Annotated in this window: 12 protein-coding genes; all 12 read left to right on the top strand. The window is 45.8% G+C overall.

The window, feature by feature from the left end:
• Window positions 1-283: 283 nt before the first annotated feature.
• The 12 genes from C161_RS00610 (at window position 284) to C161_RS00555 (ending at window position 19,867) form a co-directional block, all read left to right on the top strand.
• Window positions 284-1,189 carry a hypothetical protein gene (locus C161_RS00610; RefSeq protein ID WP_036667759.1) on the top strand — a complete coding sequence of 302 codons (906 nt, stop codon included), beginning with the start codon at window positions 284-286 and terminating at the stop codon, window positions 1,187-1,189.
• 107 nt (window positions 1,190-1,296) lie between these two features.
• Window positions 1,297-3,945, top strand: coding sequence for a hypothetical protein (locus C161_RS00605; RefSeq protein WP_036667758.1), 2,649 nt, complete (start codon window positions 1,297-1,299; stop codon window positions 3,943-3,945).
• A gap of 135 nt (window positions 3,946-4,080) precedes the next feature.
• Window positions 4,081-4,674, top strand: a complete 594-nt coding sequence (locus C161_RS00600) for a hypothetical protein (RefSeq protein WP_036667757.1) — start codon at window positions 4,081-4,083, stop codon at window positions 4,672-4,674.
• A gap of 148 nt (window positions 4,675-4,822) precedes the next feature.
• Complete coding sequence (locus C161_RS00595) at window positions 4,823-5,095, top strand: alpha/beta-type small acid-soluble spore protein (RefSeq protein WP_017691962.1); 273 nt, start codon at window positions 4,823-4,825, stop codon at window positions 5,093-5,095.
• Window positions 5,096-5,350: 255 nt separating this feature from the next.
• Entirely contained in the window at window positions 5,351-6,553 is a 1,203-nt protein-coding gene (gene metK / locus C161_RS00590) for a methionine adenosyltransferase (RefSeq protein ID WP_036612510.1), read from the top strand.
• Window positions 6,554-6,762: 209 nt separating this feature from the next.
• Window positions 6,763-10,551, top strand: coding sequence for an S-layer homology domain-containing protein (locus tag C161_RS31280; RefSeq protein ID WP_051449518.1), 3,789 nt, complete (start codon window positions 6,763-6,765; stop codon window positions 10,549-10,551).
• 117 nt (window positions 10,552-10,668) lie between these two features.
• Window positions 10,669-11,895, top strand: a complete 1,227-nt coding sequence (locus tag C161_RS00580; RefSeq protein ID WP_036667756.1) for a stalk domain-containing protein — start codon at window positions 10,669-10,671, stop codon at window positions 11,893-11,895.
• Window positions 11,896-12,126: 231 nt separating this feature from the next.
• Window positions 12,127-14,850, top strand: a complete 2,724-nt coding sequence (locus tag C161_RS00575; protein ID WP_051449517.1) for a stalk domain-containing protein — start codon at window positions 12,127-12,129, stop codon at window positions 14,848-14,850.
• Between the two features lie 47 nt (window positions 14,851-14,897).
• The gene (locus tag C161_RS00570) at window positions 14,898-16,058 is read left to right on the top strand and encodes a sensor histidine kinase (protein ID WP_036612500.1); all 1,161 of its coding nucleotides are present in this window, start codon (window positions 14,898-14,900) and stop codon (window positions 16,056-16,058) included.
• A gap of 7 nt (window positions 16,059-16,065) precedes the next feature.
• On the top strand, window positions 16,066-16,788 hold the full coding sequence (locus tag C161_RS00565; protein ID WP_026081439.1) for a response regulator transcription factor: 723 nt from the start codon (window positions 16,066-16,068) through the stop codon (window positions 16,786-16,788).
• Window positions 16,789-17,145: 357 nt separating this feature from the next.
• Window positions 17,146-17,523 carry a hypothetical protein gene (locus tag C161_RS00560; RefSeq protein WP_036612497.1) on the top strand — a complete coding sequence of 126 codons (378 nt, stop codon included), beginning with the start codon at window positions 17,146-17,148 and terminating at the stop codon, window positions 17,521-17,523.
• Window positions 17,524-17,977: 454 nt separating this feature from the next.
• Window positions 17,978-19,867 (top strand): helicase-related protein, encoded by a 1,890-nt coding sequence (locus C161_RS00555; RefSeq protein WP_036667755.1) that lies wholly within the window; start codon window positions 17,978-17,980, stop codon window positions 19,865-19,867.
• Window positions 19,868-19,901: the final 34 nt, after the last annotated feature.

The following is a 19,901-nucleotide window of genomic DNA, read 5'->3' as shown; positions in this document are numbered from 1 at the left end:
TAATGATTCCAATTATGAATCATACATTACCTATTGATTGGGATTAGATTGTCATCACTTTTTGATGGAGTACTCGATGAACATTGAGTTAAGGTTAAAGTTGTATCATTTATGTTTCTTGATGACATAGGGGCATCCCATTAGACACATACAAGAAAATACTCAGATAACAGAGAATAATTAAGAGAGAAAGTCTCTTATAAAATCCAACAACATCGTAACTTTCTCTCCCTGCTAAACGTTTATACTATAAAGCAACAAGCAACTTATGGGAGGTTTGGAAGTGGATCATAAAAAGGTCATGATGACTTTGTTGGCAAGCATGTTGTTGATCAGTTCAAGTGGAGGAATTGCAGCTGCTGCTAATACGGATAACGCATCGAGTGATTCATTAATTATCAATAACGATGATTATATAATCCTGAAGAACTCTGAAAGCATGGCAAGAACATATTCTATGAGTAAGATTTCACCCAATTATGAATTACTTGCAGAAGATGTTAATGTCGTTGCTCCAAAAGTAAGCCTCGAAGTTGGAACGAGAATTCCCCAAATTAACAAACAGATCGAAATTCCATTTACACAAGACCTTGATACAACTGATCAAGAGCTATATGCAAATGACTTGTTAATCAGACAACTGTCTAAATTGAACATCCCAACACTGATTCCAATGATTGATTATACTACTGCTGTCGAAGGCAACAAATTAATTGTAACTTTTTTAGTAGAATACTCAGACGAGTATTCCGTACAAGTTAGAGACTCCTTGTATATTCGGGCTAATGGAATCCCAGCTTCACAGTCAGGGACGTACATTACAACACGAAACACACAAGTGAATACAGAGGCCCCGAAGGTTAGACTCGAAGTTGGAACAAAAATTCCCCAAATCAACAAACAGATCGAAATACCATTTACACAAGACCTTGATTCAACTAATCAAGAACTATATGCAAATGACTTGATTATCAGGAAACTGTCCCAATTGAACATCCCAACACTGATTCCCATGATCGATTACACCACAGTAGTTGAGGGCAATATTATTATTGTCACTTTTCTAGCAGATTACACGGATGAATATGCGGTTCAAGTTAAGGACTCTAGTTTCATTCGTGCCAATGGAATCCCAGCTTCACAGTCAGAAGTCTTCACAACAACTAGAAATGTTCAGGTAATAGAGTAATAAAAAAGCAACTATTGCTATGTAATAAATCCAACAACATCGTAACTTTCTCCTCCTGCTAAACGTTTATACTATATAGCAACAAGCAACTTATGGGAGGTTTGGAAGTGAATCATAAAAAGGTCATAACGACTTTGATAACTAGTATGTTATTCATCAGTTCAAGTGGAGGTTTAGTAGCTGCAGCAAGTACACCAGCTAACTCAGGTAAACCTGCTACAAATAACAGCGCAACAACAAAGAAGCAACAGACAACAACCACGAACAAAGTCGTACATACACTGGCTAAGGTGCCTGCGGTCAAAGTAACTGCACGGAGTACCGTGAAGCTAACCGACGTCAATATCTTGTCTCAAGACGATGGGAATACGGTGACGTATACACTGACGTATAAAAATAATGACAGCACACCGATGATGATGCTCGATTATTGGAGCAAAGTGAAAACAAAAGGCGGAACAAGCTTCTCTCCAAAGCTGATCGCCAAGGATCAAGAGAAGAAGACGGTATCACCGGGTTCTACGGTGGATCTCACTTATGTCATGAAGGTTGGACGTGAAGTGAAATTAAGTGATCTGAACTTCCTGATTGTAAAATGGGATTTCAGCAAACCCAATTATGAAAGCACGCTGGGGAAATTCAATGTTCCCGCATCATATAGCATCACTACACCTGTAGGTAAAACAAAGACGGTTCGTCTGAGTGATTCAGCCGTCAAGGTTAAAGTCTCTGGTATTAAAGTGTATCCAGGTGAGAATAAGAAGCAATACGTCAAAGTTGGCGTGAACCTGAATAATATCAGTTATAAGCTATTGGATAATCCAAACATCAAGTGGATTCTACGTACGCCGGGCGGTTCGAATTATCCGTTGACCCCGGATAAGGATAGTACAGGTGTCAGTATTCAGGCACAGGCCAACAAAACGTTAAATTTAATGGCTTCTTTGCCTACAGCGTTGAAACTGGAAAAGTCCGAATTACTGCTAGTGGAAGAACAAGGTGAAGAGAAGACAGCTCTGCCAGTTGCTGCACTACAGTTGCCCGAAGCTAGTCAAACCAATGTAAACGTAGCAGCGAATCAACCGAATATCATCTCGATTGATGGACAACCTGTATCGACTCTATTGGAATCTGCTCGTGTCCGTGGTGAGGATGAAGAGTTTGATCTAACGATGCAGTGGGTCCTTAAGAACCAAGGGAAAAAAGAAGTTAAGGTTCCCAAATACGCATTAGAGATCCGTACAGAAGATGGTACTTCCTATCCGATCGAGACGAAAGCGCTAGATGATCTGAAGTTGAAGCCAGGTGCGACTAAAACGATCAAACTGAACTCTACGATCCAAGGGAATGGGGATACCAGTAAAATCAAATTATATGCGATGACACCTACAACCAAAGATGAGAGCAAAGAAGGGGAAACATCTGGCGGAGGCACGAGTGGCTTTGAGTTCTCCTATCCGGTTGGCATCTATGCTATTCCTGAATCCGTAACAAGTGGAGATGGACTTACAACAGAAACGGTAATTAAGAATAGTAAAGGTACATTCGGGGTATCTGTTGGCTCCTTACAACGGCTTCCATGGACAGACAGTGATATTATTGCTGCCAAGGTCACCATCCGTAATGCATCGGCCAAAACAGTTCAATTGCCAGAACTGGAAGCGATGTTCACAATCGATTCTGCACGTATTGATGGAGATACGAAGCTGATTCGTGCAGAAGGCGGCAAGTTACTAGGTTCTGGTATGGTCACCGAAGCTTATCTCCTGACGAAGATTCCATCTGAACTCAATATGAGCCGTCTGGAATTAACTTTGCAGGAGAAAGTAAGTGAGGAAGAAAAGAACGATTGGATTACTCTTAGTACGTCCGGTTTAATTCAGCCCCTCTCTTATGTAGGCGAAGGGAAAACCTATACTCAAGGAACTGCAGATAAAGAAACAGAGCTGGGCATACGCAGAACATATGTGTATCCGGGATCTTCGTCCGATATTGTATACACTGAATTCGAGATGACGAATAAGTCTCTACGTCAGAGTGGCCTTGCGAAGTTGGTAGGATACTACAAAACAGCAGATGGTCAATACTACAAAGCAACAGCTAAGCAGGCAAACCGTGTACCGGGACCAGGTCAGAAGAGTATCGTTACGTTCTGGGCCAAAGTGCCGAAGAGTGTGAAAACATTATCTGATATGCGTCTGATTGTAGGTGAAGGGGTTGCTGACAACAAATTTGTAACCGGTGAAGGTGATGCAACGGCTTATGTTAATGCCATGTCATTTGAAGTACAGCCGAAATCATTATCTGTTCTATCTTCTCTGAATGATATCGACTTGTATCCGTTCAAATTCTCGGGCAGCAATATTAAAGCTTACCTTACAGGTGGAACGGCAGTACAGATCGAGATGATCTACTCCTTAACACAGGAGGAAGCTGTGGATAGTGGAGAGTACGGACACAAGCTGATTCTGTCTATAACTGATGGGTCAGGAAAAGTGTTTGATAAAGAGCTCACACCAGGAACTGATCTGAAGACAGGTATTAATCAGACGCTCAACTGGAGTATTGATGATACGGTATTTGATAAAATACGTGGTGGCTCATATCGCGTAGCCTTGTATGATGTTTTCGAAGGTCAACGAATTCGTCTTGCAGAACAAGGCTATAGTTACGATGTATCCAAACTGCCTAAAGAAGAACCGATCATCCCGGAGTTCCCGGAAGAGGGTTCTAATAATCCCAATAATAATCGGTAATTTGTACGCAAATTAAGATATTTTAAAGCTAAGACCTCGCTTCCACATCTACGGAAGCGAGGTTTTGCTTGTCGCATGTCTATTTTTTCTCTATAGTTAAAGTTAATAGATTACCAGAGGAGGAAAATGATTCACATGAAACCTTATATGAAAGTATCCCTCGCTGCGCTCGCCATTGGTGTTGGCGTCTGGGTTGGGTCGGTATACAGCAATACAGCCATCGGTGCAGGTACAAGCCAGCCAGGAACAGCAGATGATCCGGTTGTAACCAAGAGTTATGTAGATCAGCAGATCCAACAGGCTTTGGGCGGTAAGATCCCGACTGGAGGAGGTAGTACCAATACGGGAACAGACAGCAATGCTGGAAATGGTAACAACACCGGCTCTACAGGAACTGGAAACTCCGGTAGCACAGGTGGAGACACATCCCTTCCTCCACTGGTCTCGGGCGCTTCTGAAGCCGTTGAGATCGTAACCGTAAAGCCGGGTCAACAGCTGATCGGCAAGTCTGGCGCAGAGTTCATTGTACGTAGCGGCAAAGCTGTGATCGTCAGTGAAGGTACGAATGGCGTAGCTGATCTGACGGACGGGATTGATCTGACGAATGGACAGGCAGCGCCGACCAATCACCTGCTCTCTTTTCCAAGGGATGGACGGGGGATCACGGTATTGGAAGGAAACAAATATAGCCTAACCGTAATGGTTCGTGGTGGATATACTCTGAAATAGGATTTGTAGCTGTTAAAGGAATTATTCATTAGTCATACTCTTCATTTGCTCAGATTACCCAGTTATAACAAACATTAATACGGCTAGCTAACCTTGTTCCTGCTCACTCTATAACTGTTGACAATCAATTAATGGAGGTGCAGGAACCATGGCTAGAAGCAATCGCAAAGTGGTACCCGAAAGTCGTCAAATGCTGGATCAGATGAAGTATGAGATTGCTGCAGAGTTTGGTCTCAATGTGGGTTATGGTGGCAGAGGTTTAGCTGGTGCGGATACAGAATTTGGATCTGAACTGGGTGAAGTGAGTGATCACTCTTATGGGCAATACAAGGGGTGGGGACATCTGACTTCCCGCGAGAATGGATCGGTTGGTGGAGAGATCACCAAAAGGCTAATTCGCCAGGCAGAACAGCACTTATAGGGCATTTTCCTTACCCCATTTCGTTTGACACGTCTTGACAAATACGTTAAGATGGCACTTGAGGTATGCAACCTTTTCCACTAGGGAAAGGTTGATTTTCGTTTGAGGCAATTACCTGAAAAATCCTTATCTTCGGTACTGCGGACCCTGCGTCCTTATTCCATTTTGGAAAGCTTCGAGGGTACAGTGAACGAATCGCTGTCATGTTTTGTTCGGGCAATCGCCATACTACTAGTTATGGGAGGTTGAAACTTCATGTCTGTTAAAGGCCGGCATCTATTTACATCGGAGTCTGTAACTGAAGGACATCCGGATAAAATCTGCGATCAGATCTCAGACGCCGTATTGGATGCGTTCCTGGCGAACGATCCCAATGCTCGCGTAGCTTGCGAAGTTTCCGTAGCCACAGGCTTAGTGCTTGTCATCGGTGAAATCAGTTCAGCTTCTGAATACGTGGACATTCCGTCCATCGTTCGTAATACAATTAAGGATATTGGCTATACACGTGCCAAGTTCGGTTTTGATTATAACACTTGTGCAGTTCTGACTTCTTTGAATGAGCAGTCTGCTGATATTGCTCAAGGCGTTAACGCAGCGCTTGAGAACCGTGACCCGGAACAAGTCGCTCGTGAAACAGAAAACATTGGTGCAGGTGACCAAGGTCTGATGTTCGGTTTTGCAACGAACGAAACACCAGAACTCATGCCTTTGCCAATCGCTCTGTCCCACCGTATCGCACGCCGTCTGGCGGAAGTGCGTAAGAACGGTACATTGGAATATCTTCGTCCGGATGGTAAAACTCAAGTAACGATTGAATACGACGGTGACAAACCGGTACGTGTGGATACAATCGTTGTGTCTACTCAGCACGCTGAGGAGACTACGCTGGAGCAGATCCAAAAAGACATCAAAGAACATGTAATCTTGCCTGTTGTTCCAGCTGGATTGCTGGATGAGCAGACTAAATATTTCATCAACCCAACAGGACGCTTCGTTATTGGCGGACCTCAGGGAGATGCAGGCCTTACTGGACGTAAAATCATCGTAGATACTTACGGCGGTTATGCACGTCATGGCGGTGGTGCGTTCTCTGGTAAAGATCCGACAAAAGTGGACCGCTCCGCAGCATATGCGGCACGTTACGTAGCGAAAAACCTTGTAGCTGCAGGTCTTGCAGACAAAGTTGAAATCCAGCTCGCTTACGCGATTGGTGTAGCCAACCCGGTATCGATCAACGTGGATACATACGGAACTGGCAAAGTCAGCGAAGAGAAATTGGTTGAGCTTGTGCGTAACAACTTTGATCTTCGTCCGGCTGGCATTATTCGTATGCTGGATCTGCGTCGCCCAATCTACAAACAAACGGCTGCTTATGGTCACTTCGGCCGTACAGATCTGGATGTACCTTGGGAACAAGTGGATAAAGTAGACCTTTTGAAAACTCAAGCAGGTCTGTAATTTAGGTGTAATAGTAATGAAGCCCTTGATTCCGTTAAGGAATTAAGGGCTTTTTTGTGCTTCCATCGATTTAACTGCCTTGTCATGGACAAAGGAAAAATTATGGAATAAATCCCCAAATAACTAAATGAAATCCCTTCTCTAACCGAAATACATAATGAGGTCTGTACATCAGACAGGAGAAGAAATGCAGATAAGGGGGAAGATCAGTGGAATTGAAGAGAATTGCAAGAAAAGGCATGCTCGGAATCTTAATTGTTATGCTGACGGCTCAAGGTTGGCTTACGGGTTGGAGTGGAGTCGAGCAGGGAGCATATGCGGCCAATGAATTAAGTGCAAATGGAATAACGAACACTGTTCCTGCCGTGAAAGGAACGAATGTGGATAGTTCAGTACCATTCGTTATTGATTTTGATAAATCTGTTCAGAAGGCACCGGGTACACAAAGTTCAATCTTGATTAAGCGTTTGGATGATAATACAACGATGGGTTCGGTGCTGGTATCCAGTGACCAAGTTGTAATTGATCCCACACCACCGATTACAGACCCAACGACACCGGATGCGGGAGACAGTACGCCTGCGCTAGATAGTGGCCTACGAGTGACTATTACACTAGGCAAGGACAAGGTTCTACCGGGAGCAACATACTACGTAGAGATAGATAATAAATCATTTGTTTACGCGGACAATACTCCATTTCCGGGACTGACTAACAAAGAGTGGACCTTCAGCACTCTGGGACTAGGCTCAACTTCCCTTGTGAGTAGAATTCCTGATAACGCAGCAATGGTATCTCCTTCAACTAAGGTAGTGATGACTTTCGATAAGCCGGTAACCGCAGGTAGAGGGAATCTCATTATTTATCAGGGAAGAGTTGGTGGTACTGTATTTGAGCAGATTCCAGTAAACGCAGGAACACCTCGAATTACAGGTTTTGGAACAAATACGATTACGATCGTTCCCACGAATAACTGGAACAACAACACTACATATTACATCGTAATGCCAGAAGGTTTTTTGAGGGATAGAAATGAGAATGATATCAGTGCAATTAGTGGGAATGTTTGGGGATTCAATGTCATATCCGATCCGACGTCCCTTATGGTATCTACTGTATCTCCCGCAAACGGTACTACCAATGCACCATTAACGGGAAATTTAACAGTTACGTTCAACAAAGAACTTGATCCGAATTACATTCAGAATGTAACGCTCAAAAAATCAAATGGAGCAACCGTTGCATCTAAGACAGTCATTAATAGTGCAAACAATAGACAATTGCTTATTACACCTACGAACGCATTGGATAGCAACACAAATTACGTGGTAGATATTCCAGCCAATACGTTTCGTGATAAAGCAGGAAATACATTTACAGGTCTTAATGGGTCTACATCATGGGCCTTTAAAACATTAAGTGCAGATACAACTGCACCTGTGTTGAAAAATGCTAAGATGCATAGCAATAACACCATTCGCCTGACTTATGATGAGTGGCTGTACAGCACTAATTCGCTGAGTAGTACTTATGCTGTAACTGTAAATGGTGAAAAGAGGAATGTTAGCTCCACTTATATCTCAGGTGACAGTGTATATGTTGTCTTGGATACGGGTGTAGCGGTAGGACAAGTTGTGCGGATTTCATATACACCCGGTACTACAGGTAATCGTCTTACAGATCAATCTTCCAATGCTGCGGCTGCTTTTGGCGCAAGAGATGTGGAGAACGGTTTAGATTCTGTCATGTCCAAGCCACGAGAAGGTAACGTGTATTACAGTACTATTACGTTGTACTACCCTGAGACGGTATATATCACTTCAAGTGATGCAGCAAGACAATTCAGTGTAACTGCGGATCAATATGCTGTAGGCATCAATAGCATATCGATCAATGGCAGCTCTGTGGTGACGTTGAATCTTAGTCGATCCATTACGGATGGTGAAGTCGTGCGGGTCGCATACACGCCAGGTTCATGGCCTGTAAAAGATACACGTGGACAGGCTCTTGCTGGATTCAGCGGCTTCTATGTCCGCAATTCAATTGATACCAAACCACCTGAGTTTAAGAGTGCTGAGGTGAGTGGTAACAAGTTATGGATGCGTTACAATGAACCACTGAACACGACGAATAAACCGCTCAACAGCCAATATTCTGTTCTGGTCGATGGTAAGCCAGTCTTCGTTAATGATTCTGAGATCGAAAATGATCTGGTTACGTTAACGCTGGCTTCAGCGGTGAAGGATACACAAAATATATCGTTATCATATGTACCTGGAGCATTGCGATTAACGGATCTGAACAATAACCCAGCAGGATATCTCAATCTGACTCCAGTAACGTACACATATGGAAATGGCAAAATCCTGTCGGCTACGCTTCAGGGAGACACGGTTCAGATTAATTTCCGTGATTCAATCCAGTCCCAGGCTGCACTAACAGCATCTCAGTTCAGTGTAGTGATTGGTAATTCAACCACAACTGTATTGTCTGCTTCAGCTTCTGGCTCTGTGGTGACGTTGAAAGTGGATACTTCAGCAGTAACATCGACAGCTACTCAGACGGGAACGGTGAGTTATGTACCTGGGGCAGTGCCGTTACGGGATGCGTCGAATGTCACGATAACAGCATTTGGTCCACTTACGTTACAACAGACGAATAATAGTTCGAACAATAATCAGTCGGGAAACCGTCCTTCCTGGTTGTCGGAATTGGATGCAACGAGCTATGGTCAGTCTTTACTTGTGATGAATAACACTACGGCTTCTGCTGTATCTGCGATGTCCCACTATAATCGCCCGACTCGTCAATTCAACGTGGATGCAACCAAGTTGATTCAGTCCTTTGAATACGCTGGAGCAAACGGGAAATTGACTCAGCCGGTGGTATTCGAGATTCCGGACAGTGAATCGGCTGCGTATGTTGGATTCCCATTCAATGCACTGACTCAGATTGCTGCAAGTTATCGAACAGGTACTATTGGTGTGAAATATGGCGATCTTCTCTGGACGATGCCACTGTCTAATTTAGATATGGCGGCTATGAGTCGGAGTGTAGGAACGTCAAACACAAGTACAACGACAGGAGCAGCAGTTCCATCCTTATACGTTCAGTTAGAGACGGTACCAGTGTCTTCATCGGGGACGATGGAAGGCTTGATTGCAGGTGCAGGAGCACAGAAGCTTGGCAACTATACGGACGTATATTTGTATGCCGGTAACGGAACAAGCGATCAACGTGTGGATCAGAATATCAAAAGCCAACTGGCCATGCAATTGGCTGCCAATACCCCAAGTGTAACATCCGGATTTACGTATATCGATCCAGTTACGTTTAGGTTATCCAATGTACCTAGTTCCTTTAAAAATACGACAGGTGGTGTGGTTGTCCGAGGACAGCTGAATGGCAATCAGTCGGTAGTCCCTGTTAACAACATCGTTAGTTATCCGGATACGGCGTCACACTGGGCTAGTGAGGTCATTAAGGAACTCTCAGCCAAATGGATTATTAGCACACCGGCTGGTTCCTTCTACCGACCAAATGAGAACATTACACGTGCGGAATTTGCTGAATTGGTTGCTAGAGGTCTTGGACTAAATGGAGAACCTACCGCAGCAAGTCGTTTCCAAGACGTTCGCAGTGGTAGTGTGACAAGTGCCTATATCGGTGCTGCAGCTGAAGCGGGAATCATTACAGGAAATACCGATGGTACCTTTAAGCCGGATCGCCCCATTACGCGTGAGCAGATGGCACTTATGATGGTACGTGCGATGAACTACGGTGGGAAAACAGTTTCTCTTCAATCTTCGGCTGCCACCACTCTTTCCAAGTTCAAGGACAGCAACAAAATCCAGTCCAAGGATTCTGTTGCCAAAGCGGTGCAGGAGGGAATTATTCAAGGCATGACAGCGAGAACATTCGAACCCCAAGGGAACGCGACTCGCGCTCAGGCAGCAGTGATGTTGAAACGGGTTTTGGACAAGTTAGGATATCTATAATAGTAATTAGCTCTTTTATCTTAGTGAAGCGAAATCGATCAGGGGAATAAGTTCAACTGGTTGGTTTCGCTTTTTTATATTATAAAGTCATAAATTTCATGGATAGAGGGTGTAAATTTGCTTAAAAAAATGCTAGTATTTGTCCTCATTCTGGGATTAATATCTATACCTTCACTGGCTTATGCTCAAAATAATAAAGAATCCATACAACTGTACGTTAATGAAAAGCCTACAGACATCAAACTGATGACAAAATCAGGAACGGTGTATGTTCCATTTCGAGAGTTTATTCAACTAATGGGGTACCAAGCGGATTACTCAGTGGTAGATCGAGAGATTTCAGTCAAGATCGGGAAATCAAAATTTATCTTCCTACCGGATGATGGTTACATTAGTGGATTGGGAGATTATTACGAATTACAAAGGCCGGGTATTCAAATTGATGGGAAATTCTATTTGCCTATCCGTTATGCCGCCTGGTTAACCAAGCACTCGGTTAAGTATGATCAAAAGTCGAACACGGCTTGGATGGTAGAGTATGGGTATGGTCAAGAGAAAGAGATACTTGATTTGATAACAACATATGATAGAGCTTTCACTGTGAAATTACTTGCTTCAGATCATATGCAGAGATCCTATCTGACGGATAGTAAGACTGCACCCCAAGTGAGCGAAATCCCTGATCGAATTTACAGTATAGATATAACAAGCATTACATACGAATCTGCGAACCAGGCATTATTGTATGTTACATATATCCATAATAATCAGGTAATAAATGACCAACATGAGGTCGTGTTTCGAATTATAAAGGAGAACAATCGGTGGAAAATACTTCAGGATCGATATCTTTCCAGTAATACTACGCTTCCAGAAGATATCGATAAATCTGTACATACGATAAAAGAGAATTTTAATGAGAAGCAACAAAATGTCCTATCTGACCTCAGGCAATATTATAGAGCGTTTAATCAGAAAGACTTTGATTTAACGTATAAATATACTTCGCCATTTGATATTGAACGAATGAACGCAAATGCAGTTGATGAATGGAGAACATGGGAGCACATTACAAGAGCTTCCTTTGAGTATGGAGACACTACGTATCATATGTCTAATGAACGAGTCGTGTTTCTTGGGGAGAACCAAGCTGTTGTTCATGCAACCTTGGAATGGAGCTACATCTCAGAGAACATAGAGCAGAACCATTCTATATATGAGGCGCTGATCTACCTCGATTACGCCAATGGGCACTGGAATTATAGTTATGATCATGACATTAGTGAGAACGAAGAGGACCCCAACCGAATGTTACCCGAAATTCATTTCCCAGAGTTAAATTGAAAATATAACGAATATCAGTATACAGATAAATTCCCATGTATGAGTAGCTAATTGCATACATGGGTTTCTTTTTGCCAAGAATCCCCTCAAAGTTAGCTGGGGGCGTAACTTTTTCCACAAAAAGCAGTCTATTAATAGAAGAGTATACTAGAGATCTCGCTATCGGCTGCCTACTTGGCAGTGTTCGTGATGTCTAAGATTGATATACAAGATGGGAGAGACGTTTCAGACATGCTGGGGAAACATGAGAAACAGCTGGAAGACGTTAAGGGCAGTAAGGTGAAGAAATGGGCGATTGTGACGCTGGCGGGTGTGATCTGGATTGCACCGGTGATGAGCGCAGGTGGGCAGATGTGGTCAGGCACTTCGTGGCAATCGGTGGCCGATGCAGCATCTACAAATACAAGCAAGTTGAGTGAAGAAATTCTGACTTCGGGTGCGAAGCTCATGAAATACAGATATACAACAACACGTTCCGGTTCCAAGGTCAACGTACTGGCGGATGTAGTCCAGGTGGATCTGCAGAACCCGTATGTGAAGCTGGATGTAATGACAGGCAAGGGCGGTAATCTGAACAGTAAACAGAGCACAGGTGCCATGGCCAAGGAAAATGGTGCAGTAGCTGCTGTAAATGGCGATTACTTCAATGTATCCGGGGAACTCTCGCCAATTGGTGGACAGGTCTCCGATGGCGTTCTGGTCTCCACACCTTCCGAACTGTCAGGCATGTATGCCCTCACGGTGACCAAGGATGGCAAACCGATGATCGATGAGTATTCTTTTGACGGAACAGTGAAGGCGCAGGATGGTTCAACTTTTGCTTTGCGTGGGATAAATAAAGAGGATTATACGGTAGAGTCGGGCGCGGTGAAATATAGTCATGCCAACTCGATGTATATTTATACACCTGCATGGACATCCACCAAACGTCCAAATGACCCTTCCACAACGCCGACAGAGGTACTCGTGCAGAACGGAGTAGTTACCCAAATCTCGGATAAAAAAGCGCTAAACATGACGGTGCCGAAGGATGGGTACATTTTGCGTGCGCATGGAACAGCGGCGACATGGATCATGAGCCATCTATCCGTTGGGCAAACCTTGGATGCGGATTACAAGCTAAAAGCCAAAACAACCGGGCAATCGGTTGATCCGAGTAACCTGGAGATGATGATTGGCGGTCATACCATTTTGGTGAACGGTGGAAAGGCAGCTTCCTTTTCCCGTGATATCGCATCTTCCGGCATCGGTGGCATTCGTGCAAGAACGGCAGTAGGATACTCTCAGGATGGTCGGTATGTCTATATCATTGCAGCGGAGAAAAACAGTAACAGCAGCGGGATGTCGCTGACGGAACTGCAATCCTTTATGACAAGTGTGGGTGTCTGGAAAGGCATGAACCTGGACGGAGGCGGCTCCACAACCATGGTAACCCGTCCGTTGGGTGAGCAAACCGCTGGTCTGACGTTCAACACAGAGTATGGCACCGAGCAACGTCAGGTTGTAAACACGCTAGGTGTGTTCTCTACGGCTCCTGTAGGTAAACTGAAGGGCTTTGCCGTGAGTGGCAGCCAAACGTTGCTGGTGGGGCAAGAGGGCAAGTACACAGCCAAAGGATATGACACCTACTACAACCCGATCGCAACAGGCGATATCAGCATGTCCTGGAAGTCCAGCAACAACGGCATCGTGAGTGTCAGCAACGGCACGATCAAAGGCGTGAAGCCAGGCACAGCAACGCTGACGGCAACGAGCAATGGAGCTTCATCTTCTATTAAAGTATCGGTAATGGGTGGAAGTGAATTGGCTTCCCTGACAGCAGGATCGGGTCTCGGTTCGCTCCAAGCAGGCACAACGATGTCCATTCCTGTAACGGCAACAACGAAGAGCGGACAAAGTGTTACGGTTCCGGCAGACTCGCTGACATGGGAATTTATCGGGTTCAAAGGTAAAGTTACTGCTGACCAATTAACCGTATCTTCCGTTAATTCTGGTGCACAAGTAGGATATGCGATTGGTCGTTATGATGGTTACAGCACAGTCGTAGTACTCTCGGCTTCTGCAAGTGAAACGATCTGGGAGAACTTCGAAAACGTGAATTATCCGATTAACTTCACGACGAACGCAGCGGGTGTAACTGGTACGGCAACAGTCACAGCAGGAACTGGTGAAAAAGCCGGCTCCAATGTACTGCAACTCGGTTATGATATGACTGCTGGAACAGGCAAAATGTACGCTTATGCACAACTGAATGGCTCTACCGGTAGAGAGGTATCTGCTGCAGCTACATCGATGTCAATGGATGTTATGGGAGATAAAAGCCTGAACTGGTTACGTGCCGAATTTACGGATGCCAATGGCAAAACGGTATATGCCGATCTCGCCAAGGCAATTGACTGGAACGGGTGGAAGAAGCTGAGTGTGGACCTGAACGGACTGAACATCTCCTATCCGGCGAAGCTGAAGCGGGTCTATGTGGTGAACGTAGAGGAAGGTCAGGATGAGCGTGCGAAATCAGGTACGGTTGCTTTTGACAACATCGCATTCACGATGCCTTCCAAGTCCAGTGAAGTCGGATTGCCTACGGGAATAGCTTCGCTTGTGCTTGGACAGAAATCGATGACGGTGAACGGAACGAAAAAAGTGATTGATGCAGCACCGGTCCTGAAAAATGGTACAACGTATGTGCCAATCAAACATGTTTTGGACGCTTTTGGTGGTCAGGCAAGCTGGGATAGCAAAAATCAGCGAATCACGGTATTACGTGGTGGCAAGCTGATTGATCTGGTTGTAGGGCAGAAAGAATTCATTCTGAATGGTAAAAGACAGAGCGCAACTGTTGCACCATACGTAATGGGTGGTAGGACTTTAGTCCCGCTCAGACTCGTTTCCGAGCAACTTGGTCTCACTGTAAAATGGGAACAGAAAACGAAGACCGTTACCATCTCATCGTGATATGGTATGATATATACCGGAAACGATAGAAATGGAGTCGAACAAACGTGGATTTACAAGCCGATGCCATAGACCGCGTCATTAAAAACGCCATACAAGTCATGGAAAACAGCAAATATCAAATGTTCGAAATCATGGACTCGACTCGCGATGAGCTAAAAACACTCAACGAGGAGTTGAAGTCGGTGTTGAAGGAGACGGCGGAAACGATCGAGAAAGTAGATCAGTTGGAGCTGAACTACCGCCGTTCCCGGATCCGGCTGACTGAGGTTAGCCGCGACTTTGTCCGTTATTCCGAGCATGATATCAAGCAGGCATATGAGAAAGCAACACAGCTGCAGCTGGATCTGATGATTTATCGTGAGAAGGAAATGTATCTGAAGGCCCGTCGGGATGACCTACAGAAGCGTGCCAAAAATGTGGAAGCTTCTGTGGAGCGTGCCGAGACCATCGGTTCGCAGATGGGTGTTGTACTCGAATACCTGTCAGGTGAACTAGGTCAAGTGACCCGGATCATTGAAAATGCCAAAAATCGACAAATGATTGGTTTGAAAATAATTTTGGCCCAGGAAGAAGAGCGGAAACGTATTGCTCGTGAAATTCATGACGGGCCTGCCCAGATGCTCGCCAATCTAGTGCTTAGGACGGAAATTGTAGAAAGAATGCTCATTAAGCAGGATTTTAAGATGGTCCAGGCCGAAATAGTAGATTTGAAAGGCCAGGTTCGTTCCAGTCTTGAAGAAATGAGAAAAGTTATTTTCAATCTGCGTCCTATGGCACTGGATGATCTGGGACTGATTCCAACGCTTCGGAAGTATGTGCAGGATTTTGAGGTAAAAACGAAAATCCGGTCGCTTTTTGAAACAAGAGGTAAGGAACATCGTTTATCTTCAGCCATGGAGGCTGCAATCTACCGCCTCGTGCAGGAAGGTCTGTCGAATGCTGCAAAGCATGCTTATCCCACATATGTTGTAGTGGAAATTACATACCAGGCTCAGCTCGTCAAAATTGTCGTTCAGGACAATGGGCTTGGGTTCAAACCGGAGCTTCTTGCGAAGAAAAGCAAGGATCATACCCACTTCGGTCTGATTGGGATGAGAGAACGGGTTGAACTGTTAGAAGGAAGAATAGAGATTGAATCCGGAGAAAATCAAGGAACCAAAATAGTGATTCATATCCCGACAAACGTGGATAAGGGAAAGGAGTAGCAGGATGATGGAAAACCGTGATACTGGTAAAGCATCGATTAAAGTTCTTTTGGCTGATGATCATCAGCTGTTCCGTGAGGGACTGAAACGCATTTTAAATATGGAGGACGACATTGAGGTCATCGGGGAATGCGGCGATGGTATTCAAGTGCTCGAATTCTGCAATCAGGATAAACCTGATATCGTTTTGATGGATATCAACATGCCAATCGAAAACGGGGTTGAGGCCACGGAGAAATTGCGTGAGCTGTTCCCTGATGTCAAAGTAATTATCTTGTCCATTCATGATGATGAAAGTTATGTGTTTGAGACGCTTCGTAAAGGGGCTAACGGATATTTGCTGAAGGATATGGAGGCCGAGTCTCTGATCAATGCGATTCGTTCCGTGCATGAAGGACATGCGTTCATACATCCGAAAGTAACAGGCAAACTGATCATGCAGCTACGTCGTATGACGTATCTTAATGAAACAGGGGCAATGAGTGAAGGAGCTTCGAAGGAAGCAGGTGTTAAATTTGTCGCTGGCGACAATAACCCGCTCACACGTCGTGAGGCTGAAGTGCTTCGCTTGATGGCAGAAGGTAAGAGCAATAAAATGATTGGTGAATTCCTGTTCATCAGTGAAAAAACAGTAAAAAACCATGTCAGCAGTATTCTGCAGAAGATGGAAGTGGACGACCGTACGCAAGCTGTTATCAATTCGATCAAATATGGTTGGGTTACGCTCTAATACCTTATATTTTTCGTAAAGCAGTATTCTTACGGTAAGTCAGTCCATTGGTTGATTCAACCTAGACGAAGTATAGATTGGTGTTCACTCGCGCCCTTTCCAGAATGTTGGATTGGTCTGCGGGTTAATGGACTTTATCACTGCAAATGAGCAAAGTGCAAGGTCGTGCGGAACATATGTTCAAGCTTAGGTGTGAATGAATGACCTGGCCTGTCTTTCTTCGTCCGGTGTCGATCAGCGTGGAATATGAGTGATAGGAAATGCAAGTGTAACCCTTCAGGAAGTACAGCATATACTTGTTGTATACAGGGATGTTCGCCATGGGTGAGCATGACCTTCCGAGGAGGTGCAGTTGCCATGGTTGCTCATCTGACTATGATTCTGCTCATATACTTCCTGGCGGCAATGGCCGTTCATGCCATGCACCAGCGCCATCTTTCCCGTCCGGAGTCTGAAGGTTTCGAGCAGATCCTGCTCATCCCTTCCAATCAGGCAGGGCGGATCGAAGGCATTGTAAGAGAACTTTGCCGGGAATTATTATACCGTGGTAAGAGCTTCAGATTAACCGTTGTTGCTGATCGTACAGAAGCGGAAACGATTACGATTATTGAAAAGCTTATGCAAAGGCAAGGCATGGAGACATCTTATCTGCCTGCTGTCCCTGCCGATATTGAACGGGTAGCACAGACCGATCACACGTTTCGCCTGATTGATTTGCGTGAGTCAGAGCAATAAATCAGGGTGTGAACGGAAATGGGATTAACATTTCGCAGATCTACAGTGAAAAGATTACAGCAGAAGCTGTAGTCTTTTTTTGTAATTGTAGCCAAGTCTGCTTTTAAATTAAAAATGGGTTTTTATGCAATCTATGGTTATTGTCTGGGTTTTGACGAGTTCATGAGTATTAAAATAAACTTTTCGAAGTCAGAACTCTTAATTTAAAAGTATAGACGATTCAGATTGGAAAAAGTTTCGCCATTTTTAGAAAGATTCTGGTTATTAGCAGAATAGTATGATGGATCATGTTGTGTGACTAACCTTGTGATGTAGAGATTCAATTGGTATAGTGATAAGTAGATTAATCATAAGAAGATGGAATATGGACATGAAGCACATGCTCCGGCGAACAGCCGGGTTGGCATGTGCTTTTTTTGCGTTCGGGAGAAAGTGTGATGGAGGAGGAGAGTAAATGAAGGTTGCCTTATATGTGTGCCGTGTAGGGGAAGGGTGGAGTATGATCTTGTCCCTCGACATTCGAGTGGATGTGGCTTGGTGGCTGGAGGGAGGAAGTGGGCGACATGTGCTGCGCTGGTTGCTGTTAGACAAGGCGTTACCGTTAAGTCAGGCATCCTGGTTGGTTGAACATTTTGAGATGGAGCGAGGTATGGATCAGTGGGGCCAGCACGAATGGCAGAGCTACCTTGCACGGAAGCTGGATATGTATGAACTGGCCTCAGGGGAAACAGAGGCCAGAAAAGGTATAGCAGGCAAAGCGGGGAGTGCCGCTGCGCGTGGTGCGTTGGTAGGCGGGATGCCAGAGCCGTATCCCGCCGTGCAGTGGGCTCAGCTGGAGCGGGACGCGGCCCTGCTGGCTGAGCGGATCAGCGGCCGCCAACTACTGGCGGCCGAGGCGGAGGCGTTGCTGGCGGACACCGCCCAGCCGCCAAGGGAGTGGCGCGCGGCTGCGCAGCTCGCGCGCTTGCATGGGCGGCTGAGTATCACAGCCGCCCTCGAAGGGCCTGCCACGCGCCGTCAGCACGCGTGGCTTGGACGCGCGCGGAGCGCGCCCCGCTGCCACCGTTGTGGCAGCGGGGCCAGGCAGCGCGTGCCCTGCGCTGCCTGCGGCCTGGCGGCGTGCGCCTACTGCGAGGCTTGCCTCGCGCTGGGGCGCAGCCGTGCTTGTGCGCTGCTGCTACGCAGTGCAGCGCAAGGGGCCGTGCCACGACGCGGCGAAGCACCGCGTGGCACGGCCTTGGCTCCCACCGGCGGCGGGCTCGCCCGGTGGGGGCTAAGCGCAGCGCAGAGCGCGGCAGCAGCCGCGGCGCTTGCGTTTTTGGCCCGGCCGCCCGCAGGGGATGGGCCGGGGCGGTTTTTGCTGTGGGCCGTGACCGGGGCCGGCAAGACCGAGATGATATTCCCACTGCTCCAACATACATTGGATCGTGGTGGACGAGCACTGGTCGCTACGCCGCGCAGGGACGTGGTGCTGGAGCTAGCCCCGCGTCTGGCCAAAGCTTTTCCGGACACCTCGCTCGCTACCCTTTACGGAGGCAGTGACGAACGTTGGAAAGACGCTCAGCTCACGCTTGCGACCACACATCAACTGATGCGTTTTTACCAGGGATTCGATCTCGTCATTATCGATGAACTGGATGCTTTTCCTTATCACAACGATCCCATGCTCGCTCACGCGGCGGCATCCTCCTGTAAACCGGAGGGGAATTTCGTCTATCTGTCTGCTACACCGCCTGCTCGGCTCCAGAGGGAAGCGGCACAGGGGAAACTAACCCATGCCAAAGTTCCAGTACGTTTCCACCGCCATCCTTTGCCCGTGCCAAGATTGATCAAAATGGTTACCGTTGCTGAATGTATTAAGAAACGAAATCTTCCTTCTGCCTTGAGGACTAACATCCAAATTTCATTGAAGCGTGACGCTCAGGTATTTGTCTTTGTAACACGCATTGCCCAGATTGAGGCGTTTGTGAATCTAATGCGTCGTACCTTTCCCGGAATCTATATCGAAGGAACTTCATCTCAGGACCCTGACCGCGCTAGCAAAGTTATAGCCTTTCGTGAACGTAAAATTCGTTTGCTCGTAACGACAACAATTCTGGAGCGTGGCGTGACCATTCCGCGCAGTGATGTTTTTATATTGGATGCAGACAATGGTCTCTTTGATGAAGCTTCTCTGGTCCAGATGGCGGGTAGAGCAGGGCGTTCCATGGATGACCCGGCGGGTAGAGTGGTTTTTGCATCATCTCGTCGGACACGTTCACAGGTGAAGGCCGTTGCCCAGATTCGGAAAATGAACACCATCGCTCGTCGCAAAGGTTACCTGCATCCACCATCCAAGACATAATTGTCATCTGCCCAGTTCGTATCCGCATTTCACA

This window comes from Paenibacillus sp. FSL R5-192 (assembly GCF_000517845.1).
GTDB classification, from domain to species: domain Bacteria; phylum Bacillota; class Bacilli; order Paenibacillales; family Paenibacillaceae; genus Paenibacillus; species Paenibacillus amylolyticus.
This window is presented reverse-complemented; position numbering and strand designations above follow the sequence as displayed.